Raw genomic sequence first — 18542 nt, 5'->3', positions numbered from 1 at the left:
TGCTATACTAAAGAAAAACGAGGTGAACCCACATGAAAAAAATCGAACCTATTCCACCTTCTCTTCCTCTTCTTACAAAGGGAGAGTTTTATTTAGAAGATGAGGAGATCTTCTCTGGTCTTCTGATCAACGGGGGTGACCAAAGCTATCTCGATGCCAAAAATATGGTATTAAGAGAGAGTCATATCCAAAAACTTACGATGCAAAAAACAGTTTTACGTCATTTTGAATGCAGTAATGTCATTTTTGAAAAATGTGATTTTTCCAATCTGGAGTGGATTGGTGGCAGTTTCCACCAAGTCGTGTTTCATCAATGTAAATTAACAGGTACGAATTTTGCCGAAAGTTATCTTCGAGACTGTACTTTCACTGATTGTATTGCTTCGATGGCTTCCTTTAGTAGTACAAACTTGAAAGCTGTCTCCTTCGATCATTGTCAATTAGAAGACAGCGAATTTTATGAGGTCACTTGGAAAAACCTTTTTTTGTCTGACAATCAGTTAACCGGTTCGAACTGGTTTCGAACTTCTCTGAAGGGATTAGACTTTACGACTAATTTCTTCACAGCAATCGCTTTATCTCAAGATTCTTTGGCGGGACTAATCGTCAACCAAGAGCAAGCACTTGTGATCGCCCAAGCCCTTGGTTTGCAGATCAAAGACTAGATCAACGAATCCGCCGCCACAGTGCAATAAGCATCCAAATAGATAAGACCAAACTGATGATCAAGGCAATTCCCCATCCGAAAACGGAATGGGTAAAGGGTAACTGGAGATTCATTCCGAAGAATCCTGTCACAATAGTTGGAACGGTCAAGATCAGCGACCAGACCGTCAAAAATTTCATCGTGTCATTCAAGTTGTTATTCAGCAAATTATTATAAGTGCCAGAGAGCTGGTCTAAAATCTGCGAAGCTAAGTTCGTCATTTCAACTGCTTGTCGTGCTTCGATCAGTGCATCGTCCAACTCTTCTTTTTCCTTTTCTGACAACTTGCGATAAATAGCCAATGCCTTGATTTGTTCTAAAAGTACTACATTTTGTTTTGTTCCTGTAACTAAGTAAACCAAACCGATCTCTAAATCTGAAAGTTGCAGCAGATTCTTGTTCGTTGTTTTTTCCCTTAACTTTAGGTTGAGCCGTTGACGTTCGCTATTTACTTCCTCGATTAAAGGAAAAAAGGAATCAGAAATCAAAAACAATGTACGAAACAATAAACTGTATACACTCATGTCTGGCATTCGTTCCAAAAGCGATCGAATTAGTCGAATCACGTACTCGGTATTCGGCGTGGTAAATGTAAACAAACCGTCTTCTTTTAAAATAAAAGCGATAGGACTAGTTTCATAATGATTATCGACTTTTTGCTGGTGCGGAACATTTGATACAAGCAGTAACGCTTCATCAAAAGAATCGTACTCTACGCGCGCCCGTTCATTTTTATCTAGAGAATAAGTCAGCATCTCGTCACTAATGCCATATTCTTCTTTTAAGTTTTTAACAGCTAGCACATCGTTTTGCTGTACATTGATCCAAAAATTACGGTCTTGATTAAAATAGTGTTTTTCCCGCATACTCTATCCTCCTGACATTTGTTTCCAGTATAAAGAAAAAAGTCGCTCAAATAAAGGTTTACCCTTTATTTGAGCAACTGTAAATCAAATGGCTACTTTGGTTTGGCGAATCTCTGCTAATTTTTCTTCGATCATCTTCAAGACTTCTTCTTTTGCTTGAGGATCTTCCACAAAATTATAGCGGTCTCCATCGATTTGGATTTTTGGACTTTCTTTGTATTCTTCATACCATTGATCGTAACGTCTGTTCAATTCTTTGTAATAATCGTACAGACTTGGGTCAAAGGACAATTGTTCATACGAACGACCACGTTTTTCGATACGCTCTAACATCGTATCAAAAGATACACGAATATGAACTAATAAATCCGGGTGTTTTTTATGGGCAGCATAGGGCAGTTCTTCCATCATGTTTTTCAGCAGTTCATCATACACACGAACTTCCGTTTCTGTTGCTCTTCCTAGATCTGCATTTAGATGGAAAAGCAGTGAATCTTCATAAATCGAACGGTCCAATACATTATTGTCATCTTTCATTGCTTGTTTGATGCTTGCAAAACGTTTATTCAAAAAATAAATTTGCAGCAAAAAAGCATACTGTTCGGGGTTTGCATAAAATAAGGGCAAGACTTCATTATCATCAATCGATTCATAAAATGCCTGACTATCAAAGTGTTCAGCCATCATTTCTGTTAAACTTGATTTTCCGGCACCAATTGTACCTGCTAAAACGATCACGCTCATTTACCTCCAGCTCACTTCATCACTAAATATTGTGTTTAACTCCAACCTTTTTAAATATACCCCCAATATCTAGTAGTGTCAATTGTATTTTTTTCTAGTCAAAGAAGAAAAAAAGTCAAAAAATTCTTAAGAAAAAAGTGTTTTTTCTTTAGAAAACGTATTCTTAGTTTTACTTCTGAGATGGTTTTAGTAAAATAAAGGAGGAATGTTTTTTGAGACCCTTAGTGGACAAAAAAATTCGTGAAGCAGCGCAACTCGTTTTGGGCGCTTTATTTTTTGCTTAAAAATCACTTTTACGTGAGAAGGAGTTAGATTATGGCAAACTATGGCCAAGGAGAATCAAGCGGAAAGATCATATTGATGGGCGAGCACGCGGTTGTTTATGGAGAACCAGCGATTGCCTTTCCTTTCTATGCAACAAAAGTCACCGCATTCCTTGAAGAGCTGGATGCAATGGACGATCAACTGGTTTCTTCCTACTATTCAGGAAATTTAGCCGAAGCTCCTCATGCATTAAAAAATATCAAAAAATTATTCATTCACTTAAAAAAACAGCATGACATCCAAAAAAACTTGCAACTGACCATTGAAAGCACGATTCCTGCTGAACGTGGAATGGGATCAAGCGCTGCAGTCGCCACAGCAGTCACTCGTGCTTTTTATGATTACTTAGCATTTCCTTTGTCTCGTGAAATACTATTAGAAAATGTCCAGCTTTCGGAAAAAATCGCCCACGGTAATCCTAGTGGAATCGATGCAGCCGCTACTAGCAGCTTGCAGCCGATTTATTTTACAAAAGGGCATCCTTTCGACTACTTTTCTTTGAACATCGATGCTTTTTTGATTGTCGCTGATACAGGAATCAAAGGACAAACAAGAGAAGCCGTCAAAGATGTCGCTCACCTCTTTGAAACCCAGCCTCATGAAACTGGACAAATGATCCAAAAATTAGGATACTTGACGAAGCAAGCAAAACAAGCAATCATTGAAAATTCACCAGAAACGTTGGCACAGACAATGGATGAATCACAATCACTTCTGGAAAAGCTGACAATCAGCAATGATTTTCTTAATCTATTGATCCAAACAGCAAAAGATACCGGGGCATTGGGTGCCAAATTAACTGGCGGTGGACGCGGTGGCTGTATGATTGCATTAGCACAAACAAAAACAAAAGCCCAAGAAATCAGTCAAGCACTTGAAGATGCGGGTGCTGCTGAAACTTGGATACAAGGATTAGGAGTACATACCTATGTTTAAAGGCAAAGCACGCGCATATACCAACATTGCTCTAATCAAATATTGGGGTAAGAAAAATGAAGAACTCATCCTTCCAATGAACAACAGCCTTTCGTTAACATTGGATGCATTTTATACAGAGACAGAAGTCATCTTTTCTGATAGCTATATGGTAGATGAATTTTATCTAGATGGCACCTTGCAAGACGAAAAAGCAACAAAAAAAGTCAGTCAGTTTCTTGACCTTTTTCGTAAAGAAGCCGGCCTCTCACTAAAAGCTTCAGTAATCAGTCAGAATTTCGTTCCTACCGCAGCTGGATTAGCCTCCTCTGCCAGCGGGCTAGCTGCTTTAGCAGGAGCTTGTAATACTGCTCTTAAGCTTGGATTAGACGATCTCTCTCTTTCAAGATTTGCTCGACGCGGGTCTGGTTCAGCTTGCCGAAGTATTTTCGGTGGTTTCGTCGAATGGGAAAAAGGCCATGACGACTTAAGTTCTTACGCTAAGCCAGTCCCTTCCGATTCTTTCGAAGACGATTTAGCAATGGTTTTCGTTTTGATCAACGACCAGAAAAAAGAAGTGTCCAGCAGAAATGGGATGCGTCGGACAGTCGAAACATCCAGTTTTTATCAAGGCTGGTTAGATTCCGTTGAAGGGGATCTATATCAATTGAAACAAGCAATCAAAACAAAAGATTTCCAACTTCTCGGAGAAACGATGGAAAGAAACGGACTAAAAATGCATGGAACGACTTTAGCTGCCCAGCCTCCATTCACTTACTGGTCTCCTGACAGCTTAAAAGCGATGGATGCGGTGCGACAATTGAGAAAGCAAGGCATTCCATGCTACTTTACGATGGATGCTGGCCCTAATGTCAAAGTTTTAGTGGAAAACAGCCATTTATCTGAGGTACAAGAAACATTTACCAAATTATTTAGCAAAGAACAAGTAATTACTGCCCATGCTGGTCCAGGAATTGCGATTATTGAATAAAGGGAGATTTTTATGATTGAAGTATCTGCACCAGGCAAACTCTATATTGCCGGAGAATATGCAGTTGTTGAAACAGGCCATCCAGCAGTTATCGCTGCAGTCGATCAATTCGTGACAGTCACTGTAGAATCTGCACGAAAAGTCGGAAGTATCCAATCTGCACAATATAGTGGGATGCCTGTACGTTGGACAAGACGCAACGGAGAATTAGTTTTAGATATTCGGGAAAATCCTTTTCATTATATCCTTGCTGCTATTCGCTTGACTGAAAAGTATGCACAAGAAAAAAACATTCTTTTATCCTTTTATGATCTGAAAGTAACAAGTGAGTTAGACAGTTCAAATGGCCGGAAATATGGATTGGGTTCTAGCGGTGCCGTGACCGTTGCAACAGTCAAAGCCTTGAATGTTTTTTACGCGTTGAATTTATCTCAGTTGGAGATTTTCAAGATTGCAGCACTAGCCAATTTAGCAGTTCAAGATAATGGTTCCTGCGGCGACATCGCTGCTAGCTGTTATGGTGGCTGGATCGCTTTCTCAACCTTCGACCATCCTTGGCTCCAAGAACAAGAAACTCAGCATTCTATCAGTGAGTTACTTGCCCTGGATTGGCCAGGTCTATCCATTGAGCCATTGATTGCTCCTGAAGATTTACGTTTATTGATTGGTTGGACGGGTAGCCCTGCCTCTACTTCTGATTTGGTCGATCAAGTTCACCGTTCGAGAGAAGATAAAATGGTGGCTTATCAGCTTTTCTTAAAAAACAGTACAGAATGTGTCAACGAAATGATCAAAGGGTTTAAAGAAAATAATGTAACGTTGATCCAACAGATGATTCGAAAAAACCGACAATTACTGCATGATTTATCTGCAATCACTGGGGTCGTCATCGAAACGCCTGCTTTGAACAAATTGTGTAATTTAGCTGAACAGTATGAAGGAGCCGCAAAATCTTCTGGTGCAGGTGGTGGCGATTGCGGAATCGTAATTGTTGACCAGAAATCTGGCATTCTTCCTTTAATGAGTGCATGGGAAAAAGCAGAAATCACTCCACTGCCGTTACATGTCTATAGCGATCAAAGAAAGGAAAACCGATGAATCGAAAAGACGAACATGTTTCACTAGCTAAAGCCTTTCATGATAAACAAAAAAACGAATTTGACTTCGTACGGATCATCCATAACCCTTTGCCGCAAATAGCAGTTTCTGATGTTGATCTAAGCACACAGGCAGCTGGTTTTACACTAAGTAGCCCGTTTTATATCAATGCAATGACTGGCGGAAGCGAAAAAACAAAAAAAATCAACCAAGATCTTGCAATCGTCGCAAGAGAAGCAGATTTGATGATTGCCACTGGTTCAGTCAGCGCTGCCTTGAAAGACCCTTCTTTAGCTGATACTTATACGATTATGCGACAAGAATATCCTCACGGGAAAATCATTGCCAACATCGGTGCAGGGACTTCTGTCGAAAGAGCCAAAGAAGCTATCCGATTGTTTCACGCAGATGCCTTACAAATTCATTTGAATGCACCTCAAGAGTTGGTTATGCCTGAGGGAGACCGTGATTTTACCAATTGGAAAGTACTTATTCAAGAGACTCAAACAGCCATTGACGTCCCCCTCATCGTAAAAGAAGTCGGTTTTGGCATGACAAGAGAAACGCTCAATGATCTAGCTGCTTTAGGAGTTCATACAGTTGATATCAGCGGTCGAAGCGGAACAAGCTTCACCCAGATCGAAAACGCCCGTCGCTCCAAGCGGGAACTGAGTTATTTAGCTGACTGGGGGCAATCGACAGTCTCTTCATTGCTTGAAGCAAATGAAGCAGACACTTCTATGGAAATCCTAGCCTCCGGAGGTATCCGCAATGCCTATGACATATTTAAAGCCCTTTGTCTCGGCGCAAATGCAGTGGGTACTTCAGGAACCGTACTGACGCATCTGATGAATCATGGCGTAGAAGAAACTATTATACTGATGAAGCAATGGCAAGAAGAGCTTCGTCTGCTTTATACTATGGTCGGCGCAACGAATACCGCGGCCCTACACCAACAATCTCTGATCTTTTCCGGACCAGTGAAGGATTGGTGCGAAGCAAGAGGGATCGACTTAGTGAAGTATGGAAGACGCACAGAAAAGAGCGTGGGACAAAAGTAAAGAACACTTTTGTCTCACGCTCTAAACACGTACAAACGGCGGAAGCAAAAGCAACTCCTTCGGAAATAAGCTGAAATTCACAAAAATTTGAAAAGCAATTTTCGTGAATTCCTTCTTATTTCTTGGAGTTAAACGCTTCTGTCCCAGCCTCTTTTTTCGAATAAATGATGTTTAATCAGCTGTCCTTCGGTATTCGTTCAATCCGCTGATTTCACAACCTCTCCACTAAACAGTGTACTAAAGCTCTTTTAAGGTTGTTTTCCGATATAGGCAAGTATGCCTCCGTCCACATACAAGACATGGCCGTTAACGAAATCAGATGCGCTAGAAGCCAAGAAGACAGATGGTCCAGCCAAATCGATTGGCTCGCCCCAGCGTGCTGCTGGCGTACGTCCAACGATAAATTGATCGAATGGATGACGTTCACCGTTTTCTTGTGTTTCGCGTAATGGAGCAGTTTGCGGTGTAGCAATATAACCTGGTCCAATTCCATTACATTGGATATTGTATTGACCGTATTCAGAAGCGATGTTTTTCGTCAGCATTTTTAATCCGCCTTTTGCCGCAGCATAAGCACTGACCGTTTCGCGTCCTAATTCACTCATCATGGAGCAGATATTGATGATTTTACCGCCGCCTTTTTCGATCATATCCGGAATAACTGCTTTTGAAACGATGAATGGGGCATTTAAATCCACGTCGATTACTTGGCGGAAGTCTGCCGCATCCATTTCGATCATCGGTGTCCGTTTGATGATCCCTGCATTGTTGACTAGAATATCAACTGAACCTACATCTTCTTTGATCTGTTGAACCATCGCTTGAACCGCTTCTTCATCGGTCACATCGCAGATATAACCTTTTGCATCGATGCCTGCTTCTTTATAATGCGCTATACCTTCATCAACTGATTCTTGGTTCAAGTTATTAAATACGATTTTTGCTCCTGCTGTAGCTAAAGAGCGTGCAATCTCAAATCCAATACCATAGACAGCACCGGTGACTAATGCTACTTTTCCATCTAAACGAAACATATCCATACTAAATTCCATCATTTTCTCTCCCTTATGCTTATTTTAATTGATCCATTTGCACCATATCCATGTCTGTATAGGTGATATTTTCTCCGCACATTGCCCAGATGAATGAGTAATTGCTTGTACCTACACCTGAATGGATCGACCAGCTTGGCGAAATAATGGCTTGTTCATTGTCTACAACTAAATGTTTTGTTTCATCTGGTTTGCCCATCATGTGGAACACACGTGTATCTTCATTGGCATAATCAAAGTAGACATAAGCTTCCATACGACGTTCATGTGTATGACAAGGCATCGTATTCCAAGCACTTCCTGGTTCTAAAATCGTATAACCCATTTGTAATTGACAGCTTTCGCATACATTTGGATGGATGTATTGATAGATTTTACGTTCATTCAGTGTCAGGCCTTCACCAGTTTCCATTGGTTTTACTTGGTCGATACTGATTTTTACATTTGGATATTTATGATGAGCTGGAACAGAACTAATATAGAATTTAGCTGGGTTTTCAGCATCTTGAGAAGAAAATACAACATGTCGTGTTTCTTTTCCGATATAGTATCCGTCTTGTTTTTTCATTTCTTCTTTTTGCCCATCGATCTCGATGAATCCTGGTCCACCGATATTGATCACACCTAGTTCACGACGCTCTAAGAAGTAATCAACACCTAGTTCTTTGTCTAATGTGATTTCTAATTCTTTTTCAGTAGGTGTCACTCCACCAAAGATCATTCGATCGTTGTGCGTATAAGTCAAACTGATTTTCCCTGGTTCAAATACCTTTTCTACTAAAAATTCTTTTCTCAATTGTTCCGTTGAATAATGACGGATATCTTCTGGACTGTGTGTATAACGTGTTTCCATTTCTTGCATTTTCTTCTACTCCTTCTATCGAATGATTTTTCCAGAGCCGCATGCTAAAAATTGTGCGACTTCTTCTTGACTGAATTGGTTGCAGTCCCCATGGATCGTATGCTTCAAGGCAGAAGCTGCCGTAGCAAAATCAATGATTTCTTGCGGAGACATATTGGATAAAATCCCATGGAGCACGCCACCTGCAAAAGCATCTCCGCCACCTACTCGATCCACGATTGGGGTGATTCTATGGACTTGGGATTCCACATATTCATGGTTCATCCACAATGTCCCCTTCAATTCATTTTCACTTGCTGAATGAACGGTACGCTTGGTCGAATAAAACACCTGAATATTCGGGAACTTTTCCTGCATTTTTTGATAATAATAAATTAGAGGTTGTTCTTCTGCTTCTGGCGCTTTCTCGATACCTAACAAATAAAGAGCATCCATTTTTCCAGCTGAGCAGATATCTACTAAAGGTAAAAGCTGATGGATTACTTCGCTGGCTTCTTGCTGTGTCCATAATTTTCCACGATAGTTGATATCGAAGCTGATCAGGCAGCCAGCTTTTTTTGCAGCTTCTATCACCTGTTTCGTCATTTTTTGCCATTTTTTAGACAAAGCTGGGGTGATTCCTGAAACATGAAATATATCTATTCCTTGGAATAACTCCTCTAGCGTCCATTCCAAATGATCCATTTCAGCAAAACTTGATCCGGCACGATCATAGATCACTGAGGCGGCGCGTTCGCCACTACCAGTTTCCATATAATAAGTACCTAGTCTTGATCCACCAGATAATACCTGTTTCGTATCTACTCCATAACATTGCAAGTGCTTTTTGACTGCTTTTCCCAATGCGTTATCAGGTACTTTTGTAGCAAAAATCGCTTCATGTCCGTAATTAGCTAAAGAAATTGCTACGTTTGCTTCCCCTCCGCCATAATGGGCAGCGAATCGTTCACTTGAATCGATACGGGTTCCCTGCTCTGTGGACAATCGCAACATGATTTCTCCGAGTGTCACTACTTTTCCCATAAGCAGCTACCTCTTGATTTCTTTCATTTTTGCTGCATACTGTTGCGCGACTTCCGTTACTTTGTCGAAATCTCCTGTAGCTGCGGGTGCTAAAAGGTTCCCACCTACTCCGACTGTTACGACACCAGCATCGAACCACTCTTTCATATTGTCCAGACTCACACCGCCAGTTGGCATGATATTGACTTGAGGCATCGGCGCCTTGAAGGCAGAAATGATACTTGGTCCATAAGCGCTTCCAGGAAATAGTTTGACGATATCTACCCCGCTTTTCAGCGCTGTTTTGATCTCGGTAATAGTCATACATCCTGGTAAGTAAGGAATTTGATACAGATTACACATCTCTGCCGTTTCTTGATCAAAGGAAGGGCTAACAATATACTCTGCGCCAGCTAAGATAGCCAAGCGAGCTGTGACAGCGTCTAATACTGTGCCTGCGCCAATCACTATTTCTGGTTGGTCTTTGTAGAATGACAAAAGTTCTTTGATTACTTGATCTGCTTGAGGGACTGTAAAAGTCAACTCAATACCAGTTAGACCACCTTTGATGATTGCGTGGCAAGCATTCAAAGCTTCTTCTTTGCTTTTTCCGCGTACCACCGCAATCACTCCGGCGTTTTTCAATCGAGATAAAATATCAATTTTTTTCATCTTCTCCACCTATTTCCTATTTAGAAATTTTATTTTATAACTTGGAAATCTATACCCATATTATACGGCAGAAAAGAAAAATTGCAAACGCTTTTTTCATTATTTTTGAATTCTTTGCTCGATTTCGCTTTTTGTTTGCTTGAGGGCACTGATTATTTGTTCTTTTGACTCATCTGTTAAACGATATTTCGGCATACTTACACTAAATGCACCAATGATTTGTTCGTTTTTCACGATTGAGGCTCCTATACAAAAAATATCACGTTCGATTTCTTCATCGTCAAATGCGATGTGGGTTTCTTTTACCGTTTGGATTTCCTTTTTCAACCGTAATGCATTGGTGATCGTATATTCTGTGTAAGGGATCAACGGATGCTTTTCAAGATAATCAGTGTACTGCTCTTCACTGAATTCTGCTAATACGGCTTTGCCCATCGCAGAATTGTATAATGGTCGGGTGATTCCGATTTTTGAAGACATACGGATCGTTTGATGTTTTGGATCTAGTTTGTTCACGTACAAAATCTCATTGTTGTCCAATACCCCTAAGTGGATAGTCTCATCGATCTTTTGCTGCAGCTGTTCTAAAAACGGTAAAGTCAACTCTACCAAATCGATTTGTTCAATGTTTTTATTCGCGTAGCGAATAAGCTTTGCACCTAAACGATAGTTTTTCTCTGAATTTTTATTTACGTAGCCGATCATCAGCAAAGTATCTAGTATTTTCAAGACTGTAGAAGAGGTCATTCCCACACCCTTTGCGATCGTCTGCAAAGAGACATCTTGGTTTTCCGCTAAATAGTCTAGTATTTTAGAGGCTTTGATCAATACAGTTCCATAAGGCTTTTTATTTTCCATATAATATTCTCCTATTTCTTTATAAGAAAAATTATAGCGGAAATACCATCAATTTAAAAGAGATATCCAGATATAAACTACCATTTCTCTTTACAGGCAATTTAATGTTGAAGATCCGCTTCGTTTTTACATCAAACTTTGATATAAAGCAATGATTTCTTCTACTGTCGTTTCTCTTGGATTTCCTGGTGTGCATACATCTCGCAAAGCATCTTCTGCAATTGCTGGGATATCTGCTTCTTTTACACCTAATTCAGAAATGGTTTCTGGGATTCCAACCGCTTTGCTCAACCGATCGATCTCACCACAAGCCGCTTCTCTTACATCTTCTAAAGACATTTCAGCTGCTCCTTTAATCCCTAGAACAAGAGCGATCTCACGGTACTTTTCTCCAGTATATTCTTTGTTATATTTCATGACAGTTGGCAAAAGTGCTGCACACGCTACGCCATGAGGAATGTTGTACCATGCACTTAACGGGTGAGCCATCCCGTGTACCAGTCCTAAACCGACATTTGAGAAGCCCATTCCCGCAATATACTGTCCTAATGCCATTTTTTCTCGCCCATTTTGATCGCCATCTACAGAAGCTTCCAAAGAATGACCGATGATTTCGATTGCTTTTAAATGCAGCATATCAGTCATTTCCCAAGCGACTTTTGTGATAAACCCTTCAATAGCATGCGTCATAGCATCCATACCTGTTGATGCAGCCAATTTTTTCGGCATTCCCATCATCATATCGCTGTCGATGAACGCGACGATTGGGATATCATGAGGATCAACACAAACAAATTTTCGGTGATTTACTTCATCTGTGATGACGTAGTTGATCGTTACTTCTGCTGCTGTTCCAGAAGTCGTTGGTATAGCTAATATAGGTAAACATGGATTTTTCGTATCAGCAACACCTTCTAAACTAATGACGTCTGAAAACTCTGGATTCGTCAAAATAATCCCAATGGCTTTTGCCGTATCGATTGGCGAACCTCCACCGATTGCGATCAAACAGTCTGCCTCTGCCTCTTTAACAAAAGCCACTCCATCTTTTACATTTTGGATCGTTGGATTAGGTACGATCCCGTCGTATAAAGCATAATCGATTGCTGCTTTATCTAGAAGTTCTGTTACTTTTGTTGCTATACCGTGCTCGATCAATCCTTTGTCAGTAATGACAGCTGCTTTGCTGAATCCTCGCTGCTGAAATTCAGGGACGATCGACTCAATCGCTCCTTTTCCAAAATACGATGTTTCATTTAAAATCATTCGATTACTCATTTTTTATTCCTCCTAATTTGTATTATTTTTCACAATAAAAACGAAAGAACCCCAAGCAACCGGTTGCCCAGTTGCTTGTTACTACAGTTCAAAGACTGGCATCAATTCCCAACTGACTGGAGAGGCATCTGGATTTGTCTCCATGATATCTTCCATGTACTTCCACCATTTTTGATTGATAGATGTATTTGCCATTTTTTCCCATAACTTTTCATCTTCGATCACTAAGTAACCAAATAACAAACTTATACTCGGATCAAGATAGATCGAATAGTCGATGACCCCGTGTTCACGAAGTGCTGTACGCATTTCTGGCCAAAGTTCATCATGTCTTTTTTTGTATTCTTCTTGTTTTTCTGGGTAAACTTTCATGCAAAAAGCTTTTTTCACCATGTCAGACACCTGCTTTCGTATGAACTTCCTCCAAATAACCTGCTTTCGGAGTAACACCAAACGCATCTGCTAAATGCCACAGGTTTTCGTCCGTGATTGTTTGCAAGATTGGCCCTTGCGCTTTAACGTACGTATAGACTTCTGCTGCCTTTTCTGCTGTCTCGATCAAACCAAAGACTTCATCCATGTCTTTTCCTGACCCGTAGATTCCATGTTGTGGCCATAAAACCAATCGAGTTTCTTTCATTTTTTCAGCTGTCGCTTCCCCAATCTCATTTGTTCCCGGAACCATCCACGGAATGATGGAAATTCCTTCTGGAAAAACAACTAAGCATTCCGTACACATTTGCCATAGCGTACGACTAAAGGAACGTTCGTCTAATTCATGCGTAAAACTCATCGCTAATAGATGACTAGCATGGCAATGCATAACGATCCGATTATCTGGGTCTACTTCTAAACGGGCGATATGACTCATGAAATGACTTGGCAACTCGCTTGTAGGAAGGCATTCGTTTTCCAGCCCCCACAAAAGTTCCAGTGTTTTGCCATCTTCAGCAACTCGAACGATTCCAAGATTCTCGGCAGGTTCGCTCGCTACATTTTTAAAATATCTTCCTGAACCAGTTACAATAAAATAGCATCCTGCCAAACGGCTGGCATCAAAAATCATCGAGATGCGGCGGATCACTTTTTCAGGATCCAAGAACGGTGTGATCTCTTCTTCTTTTAGTAAATAAGAAATATTCCCGCCATTTCTTTCATCCCATCCCAAGCGATAAAGATTCGATGTCGTTTCGATCATTTCTTTCACATAAGGCGCTTGTAAAATATCTATTTTTTTCAATATAGCCACACTCCTATTTTCTTAATTCCAACACGTCTTTTTGATATTCCTGGACTTCTTCCAGCCAATCCAAACCAACTGGAACTTGATTTTTGTAACAGAAATAATTCCATACATCGGCATACGGGAAATCTTTCAATTCTTCCGTATAAGCCATTCTTGAAGTAAAGTCAAAAGCCAGCTCCATTTCTTTCAATCGCTCAACTGGTTCCAGCATAGCTTTCAGCAGTGCTTTTTGTGTATTTCTCGTACCGATGACCCAAGCAGCGATACGGTTGATCGTTGCGTCAAAGAAATCCAGACCGATATTTGTTTTTTCCAACAATTCGTTACGGACTAGTTCTTTAGCGATTTCCTGCAATTCATCATCCATCAAAACCACATGGTCTGAATCCCAACGCACTGGACGGGAAACATGCAGCATGATTCCTTTACTGAATAAAGCTAATGAAGATAATTTATTGGAAATCACTTCTGTTGGATGAAAATGTCCAGCATCTAGACAAACAAGTTTGTCACGAGTCAACCCGTAACCCATATAAAATTCATGGGAGCCGACTGTATAAGCTTCAGCGCCTAAACCAAATAGTTTGCTTTCTACTGCATCTTGTACATACCGTCCATCTAACTCTTCTGTAAAAATTTCATCGAGTGATTCCATTAAACGTTTCCGTGGAATAAAACGATCAATCGGATTATCTTTCATCCCATCAGGTACCCAAAAGTTATTGATACTTGTTTGTCCAGTTTCTTTTCCAAAGTATTCCGCGATTTTGCGGCTTCTTTTCCCGTGTTCAATCCAGTATTCACGAACTTCTTTATCTGGATGAGCCAATGTAAAGCCGTCTTTCATCATTGGATGCGAAAAGAAAGTCGGATTGAAGTCAAGACCGATTTCTTCTTTTTTTGCCCACTCTACCCATTTTTCAAAATGTTTCGGCTCAATTTCATTTAGATCGACAGATTCTTCTGTATCCAAATAGATAGCATGAAGGTTCAATTTGTGTTTGCCCGGTATCAACGAATAAGCCTTCTCCAGATCTTGTCTAAGCTCTTCAGGTGTTCGTGCGGCTCCTGGAAAATTCCCTGTCGCCATGATTCCACCGGTCAATTCGCCATCCGGTGTCAAGAAACCTTTGACATCGTCTCCTTGCCAGCAATGCATAGAAATTTTGATGTCCTGTATCTTTTCTAGTACAGCATCTGTATCTACACCGATAGTTGCATATTTTTCTTTTGCTTGTTCGTAATTTTTTTCAATCGTGTTCATACGATTACTCCTTTGATTTTATTCACGTACCATTCCATCGTGTTTTGCTTATTTTCATCTGGGTAAAAAGTTTCACATGGAAACGACTGTTTGATTACATTTCTTGCTTGTTCTATATTCGAAAACTGACCTGTACTGAGCATTTGCATGGCAACATTCCCGATTGCTGTGGCTTCACTAGGACCTGCTTCTACAATGATTCCGGCATAATCTGCTGTCAATTGATTCAGTAGACGATTATTCGATCCGCCCCCTACGATGTGCAGCTTTTCCAATTTCGTTCCAGTTAAGTGTTCTACTTTGATCAGCTCTTGTGCGTAACAAAGAGCAAGATTATCATACATACAACGAGCGATAGCTCCCGGTGAGACAGGGACTGGCTGCTCTGTTTCAAAACAGTATTGCTGAATCTCTTCTATCATATTTTGGGGATTCAAAAATCGAGGGTCATTGATTTCCATCACTTGCTGCAGCGGTTTTTCTTTTGCAGCAAGCTCTGCCAATTCCGCATAACTGTACTCGTACTCTTGCATTCGGGCAACTTCCTGGATCAACCACATCCCCATGATGTTTTTCAAAAAACGCACCGTGTTATGGGCACCCCATTCATTCGTATAATTTTCAGAAAAAGCATTGCGAGAAACATTGGCGATCTTTGTTTCAATCCCTAAAAGCGACCATGTCCCACTGCTGATATAACCCCAACGTTCTCCTTGACCTGGCGTTCCTAATACAGCTGACGCCGTATCATGACTTGCTACTGTGATAAAGGTCACATCTGGCAAATCATATTTTGAAAATTGTTCTTTTTGCAGATCTCCTAGTATCGTTCCCGGCTCTGTCAATGGTGGAAATAATTCCTTCGAGACACCGATTTTTTCAAGAAGTTCTATTTCCCATTCTTTTGTCCCTGCATTCAGCAGCTGCATAGTAGATGCATTAGTTTTCTCCGTCACCATGTTACCAGTAAAGACATACCCTAAATAATCAGGTATCAGTAACAATTTATGTGCTTTTGCCAAATTTTCTTTTTCTTCAGCAAACAATTGGAACAAGGTATTGAAAGGCTGGATCTGAATCCCTGTCTGCTCATACAACTTATCTAGAGAATAGATTTCAGAAAACTGTTCTACTGCTCCATTGGTACGCTTGTCCCGATAAGCAATCGGATCATTTATCCGATCCCCTTGTTCGTCAATCAGACAGTAATCGACTGCCCATGTATCGATCCCCGCAAAAAGACGATCAATCCCTGTCTGCTTTAATTTTTCAAATCCAATCAAAATCTCTTTGATAAGATAATCGATCTTCCAGCGATCGTGACCGTCTTTGTTCCGAAAGCCGTTTTTGAACCGGTGTACTTCTTCCAAGATCAAAGCACCTTTTGCATCCCTCGTACTTTTCATTAGTCGTCCGCTTGATGCACCGATATCGATGGCAACAAATGTTGGATTCATTTCTCCACCTCTTTTACTTTATTGTTGATTAGCGCTTTATTAATAAAGCGTTATCATTTATTAACAATGCTATCATAATACAGAATCTTATATTTTGCTTCACACTATTTTGGTATATAATTGCATTATCTTGACAAGTTGGGAGTGTTTACATGGATTACTGGGAAAAAGCCAACCACTCATGGTCTGAAGACTCAAAAAGAGTGATCTTGACGCCTACACAAAGAAGCAGGAAATTATTTTTTTATATCCAAGAAATCGGTTACTTCAAAGCACCAATCCCTTACTATACTGAACGAGCACATTTACCTTCTTACTTGATAAAGTTTACTTTGTCTGGCGAAGGTTCGCTTACATATAATGATAATCAGCAACAGCTAAAAGCTGGAGACTTATTTTTTATTGACTGCCAAGAATATCAGCGTTATCAAACGATCAGCGAAGAACCATGGGAAATGGATTGGATCCATTTGAATGGTCAGAACGTCCAATCATTTTATCAGGAGTTCACAAAAGACGGCCATAACACCTTCCATTCAACAGGGGATCCATCAGAAAACAAGATCCACCATTTGATCACAGAATTGATCCACATGCAACAAGGCACGAATGCCCGTACCGATTTCCAGTCCTCTGTAGCTATCCACGAGTTGCTGAATGAACTGATTTTGCAAAAGTATCAGCTAGATTTCGAAGAAGAGGATATTCCCGCCTACGTTTACAAACTGAAGCAATACTTAGACGAACATTTCAAAGAAACGATTACACTTGATCAATTAGAACAACAATTCTTATTGAATAAATATCAGCTGAGCAAAGATTTTTCCAAATTTATCGGTTCTCCACCAATCGATTATTTGATCAGCAAAAAACTCTCTTACGCTAAAGACCTTCTTCGGTATACAGAATTTACGGTTCGAATGATTTCCGAAGAAATAGGGATTGAGAATTTTGCTTACTTTAGCCGCCTGTTCAAAGCAAAAACAGGACTATCGCCGAGAGACTTTCGTAAATTCAGCTGATTCATATAATATGTACGTTATTCTTTCAAAATATTTTGAAATATATAGATAAAAATAAAATAACCGCAGTTTCTGCTTCTATGTAAACAACAGCAGCTACTGCGGTTATTTTTTAGTGATCATTCTCATTGTTCATCTTCAAAATGTTCATAATGAACCAACTGTTTCTGTGTATCACGTTTCAAAAATTCTTTAGGCGTTATGCCGAACTCTCTCTTGAATGCTTTCAGAAAATGCGGATAAGAAGAAAAACCACTTTTACTATATACAGCACTAGAGCTGCGGTATTCTCGCAACAAGTGCTTGGCATAGATCAGCTTTTTCTTCATTACATACTGATGAAACGTAAATCCAGTGTACTTTTTAAATTCTCGTGTGATATGGTATTTGCTGACAAAAAACTGCTTTTCCATTTCCTCTAAAGAAAGCGGATGAGATAAATTTTTTGAGATATATTGTAACATTTGTTCCACACGCTCATTAGGAACTACAGCATTCTGTTCTTGCGCACTCTCTTCTTTTTGTACAACTTGATTGAGAAAAATCAAGTATTCTACCAGAGCTTGTTCATATTTTATGTCTTCACCGTAAATTTTTTTATCAGGAGGATGGTCGATAAATGATAATTTTTGCTTCAATACTTCCTGTTCTATTTGCAATACACGACTCCTCTTCTCTCCCATTGGTTGAAAACAAGCCGATAGATTAGACCATGGCGTGGAACGACTTTCCAGAAAAGAAGGGGTAACAAAGATATAGACACGCTCGAATACATCTGAAGATTGGCGGACGATACGATGCAAATCATTGGAATGGATGAGCAGCACACTTCCTGCTTTGATCGTAAATTGTCGTCCGTTCAAATAAAAAGTCGCTTCGCCCTTTAATGTAGCATGGATCTCATAGAAATCATGATGATGATAGATCGTTTTATTTTGGCTGACGACATCTTTGACATGATAGATTTCATACTGATCAGAAACCATCGTATTGACTTGTTCACCGCTGATTTTCTTTTGGAGCATGTGCCGCACCTCCTTTTGTTCACTTATGCACAATTTTATTATACCACGTTTTTTGTAATCAAAAAGAGCTGCTTTTATATACTCTTATAAAAAAGAAGA

Annotated in this window: 19 protein-coding genes; 6 read left to right on the top strand and 13 right to left on the bottom strand. The window is 40.0% G+C overall.

Going from position 1 to position 18542, the window contains the following annotated elements:
* Nucleotides 1–32: 32 nt before the first annotated feature.
* A complete protein-coding gene (locus IGL15_RS01130; RefSeq protein ID WP_002294161.1) occupies nucleotides 33–665 on the top strand; it encodes a pentapeptide repeat-containing protein in 633 nt (210 codons plus the stop codon).
* A 1-nt stretch (nucleotide 666) separates the two neighbouring features.
* Here IGL15_RS01130 and IGL15_RS01125 read toward each other — a convergent pair whose 3' ends face one another.
* Together IGL15_RS01125 and IGL15_RS01120 are read right to left on the bottom strand one after the other, a co-directional pair.
* Nucleotides 667–1572 carry a magnesium transporter CorA family protein gene (locus IGL15_RS01125; protein ID WP_002294163.1) on the bottom strand — a complete coding sequence of 302 codons (906 nt, stop codon included), beginning with the start codon at nucleotides 1570–1572 and terminating at the stop codon, nucleotides 667–669.
* Between the two features lie 84 nt (nucleotides 1573–1656).
* Nucleotides 1657–2316 (bottom strand): deoxynucleoside kinase, encoded by a 660-nt coding sequence (locus IGL15_RS01120; protein ID WP_002307422.1) that lies wholly within the window; start codon nucleotides 2314–2316, stop codon nucleotides 1657–1659.
* A gap of 315 nt (nucleotides 2317–2631) precedes the next feature.
* Between IGL15_RS01120 and mvk the strand changes: the two genes are divergently transcribed.
* The 4 genes from mvk to fni are packed head-to-tail and all read left to right on the top strand — an operon-like array spanning nucleotide 2632 to nucleotide 6705.
* Nucleotides 2632–3576, top strand: a complete 945-nt coding sequence (gene mvk, locus IGL15_RS01115) for a mevalonate kinase (protein ID WP_002288231.1) — start codon at nucleotides 2632–2634, stop codon at nucleotides 3574–3576.
* Entirely contained in the window at nucleotides 3569–4546 is a 978-nt protein-coding gene (gene mvaD, locus IGL15_RS01110; protein ID WP_002288232.1) for a diphosphomevalonate decarboxylase, read from the top strand. Before mvk ends, mvaD begins: the two co-directional genes overlap by 8 nt.
* A 12-nt stretch (nucleotides 4547–4558) precedes the next feature.
* A complete protein-coding gene (locus IGL15_RS01105; protein WP_002288233.1) occupies nucleotides 4559–5644 on the top strand; it encodes a phosphomevalonate kinase in 1086 nt (361 codons plus the stop codon).
* Complete coding sequence (fni, locus tag IGL15_RS01100; RefSeq protein WP_002337058.1) at nucleotides 5641–6705, top strand: type 2 isopentenyl-diphosphate Delta-isomerase; 1065 nt, start codon at nucleotides 5641–5643, stop codon at nucleotides 6703–6705. The genes IGL15_RS01105 and fni overlap by 4 nt, the downstream gene beginning before the upstream one ends.
* Before the next feature lie 248 nt (nucleotides 6706–6953).
* On the opposite strand, the gene IGL15_RS01095 is transcribed toward fni, so the two are convergent.
* The 10 genes from IGL15_RS01095 to rhaB form a co-directional block, all read right to left on the bottom strand.
* A complete protein-coding gene (locus IGL15_RS01095; RefSeq protein WP_033585961.1) occupies nucleotides 6954–7757 on the bottom strand; it encodes a gluconate 5-dehydrogenase in 804 nt (267 codons plus the stop codon).
* 19 nt (nucleotides 7758–7776) lie between these two features.
* On the bottom strand, nucleotides 7777–8619 hold the full coding sequence (kduI, locus tag IGL15_RS01090) for a 5-dehydro-4-deoxy-D-glucuronate isomerase (RefSeq protein ID WP_002288239.1): 843 nt from the start codon (nucleotides 8617–8619) through the stop codon (nucleotides 7777–7779).
* 15 nt (nucleotides 8620–8634) lie between these two features.
* Nucleotides 8635–9642, bottom strand: a complete 1008-nt coding sequence (locus tag IGL15_RS01085) for a sugar kinase (RefSeq protein WP_002338609.1) — start codon at nucleotides 9640–9642, stop codon at nucleotides 8635–8637.
* A 6-nt stretch (nucleotides 9643–9648) separates the two neighbouring features.
* A complete protein-coding gene (locus IGL15_RS01080) occupies nucleotides 9649–10293 on the bottom strand; it encodes a bifunctional 4-hydroxy-2-oxoglutarate aldolase/2-dehydro-3-deoxy-phosphogluconate aldolase (protein ID WP_002288242.1) in 645 nt (214 codons plus the stop codon).
* A 99-nt stretch (nucleotides 10294–10392) separates the two neighbouring features.
* Nucleotides 10393–11151 (bottom strand): IclR family transcriptional regulator, encoded by a 759-nt coding sequence (locus tag IGL15_RS01075; protein WP_002351454.1) that lies wholly within the window; start codon nucleotides 11149–11151, stop codon nucleotides 10393–10395.
* 126 nt (nucleotides 11152–11277) lie between these two features.
* The gene (gene fucO, locus IGL15_RS01070; protein WP_104765304.1) at nucleotides 11278–12429 is read right to left on the bottom strand and encodes a lactaldehyde reductase; all 1152 of its coding nucleotides are present in this window, start codon (nucleotides 12427–12429) and stop codon (nucleotides 11278–11280) included.
* A gap of 81 nt (nucleotides 12430–12510) precedes the next feature.
* On the bottom strand, nucleotides 12511–12822 hold the full coding sequence (gene rhaM, locus IGL15_RS01065) for an L-rhamnose mutarotase (protein WP_002298313.1): 312 nt from the start codon (nucleotides 12820–12822) through the stop codon (nucleotides 12511–12513).
* A gap of 1 nt (nucleotide 12823) precedes the next feature.
* A complete protein-coding gene (gene rhaD, locus IGL15_RS01060; protein ID WP_002288248.1) occupies nucleotides 12824–13669 on the bottom strand; it encodes a rhamnulose-1-phosphate aldolase in 846 nt (281 codons plus the stop codon).
* 13 nt (nucleotides 13670–13682) lie between these two features.
* A complete protein-coding gene (rhaA, locus tag IGL15_RS01055; RefSeq protein ID WP_104765305.1) occupies nucleotides 13683–14939 on the bottom strand; it encodes an L-rhamnose isomerase in 1257 nt (418 codons plus the stop codon).
* Nucleotides 14936–16396, bottom strand: coding sequence for a rhamnulokinase (gene rhaB, locus IGL15_RS01050; RefSeq protein WP_104765306.1), 1461 nt, complete (start codon nucleotides 16394–16396; stop codon nucleotides 14936–14938). Before rhaB ends, rhaA begins: the two co-directional genes overlap by 4 nt.
* A gap of 152 nt (nucleotides 16397–16548) precedes the next feature.
* On the opposite strand from rhaB, the gene IGL15_RS01045 reads away from it, so the two are divergent.
* Complete coding sequence (locus tag IGL15_RS01045; protein ID WP_104765307.1) at nucleotides 16549–17418, top strand: AraC family transcriptional regulator; 870 nt, start codon at nucleotides 16549–16551, stop codon at nucleotides 17416–17418.
* Between the two features lie 125 nt (nucleotides 17419–17543).
* On the opposite strand, the gene IGL15_RS01040 is transcribed toward IGL15_RS01045, so the two are convergent.
* Complete coding sequence (locus IGL15_RS01040) at nucleotides 17544–18443, bottom strand: AraC family transcriptional regulator (protein WP_002288252.1); 900 nt, start codon at nucleotides 18441–18443, stop codon at nucleotides 17544–17546.
* Nucleotides 18444–18542 lie beyond the last annotated feature (99 nt).

This window comes from Enterococcus sp. DIV0436a, from assembly GCF_051711605.1.
Taxonomy (GTDB): domain Bacteria; phylum Bacillota; class Bacilli; order Lactobacillales; family Enterococcaceae; genus Enterococcus_B; species Enterococcus_B faecium.
Note: the sequence above shows the minus strand (reverse complement) of the source record. Positions and strands in the feature narration are given on the sequence as shown.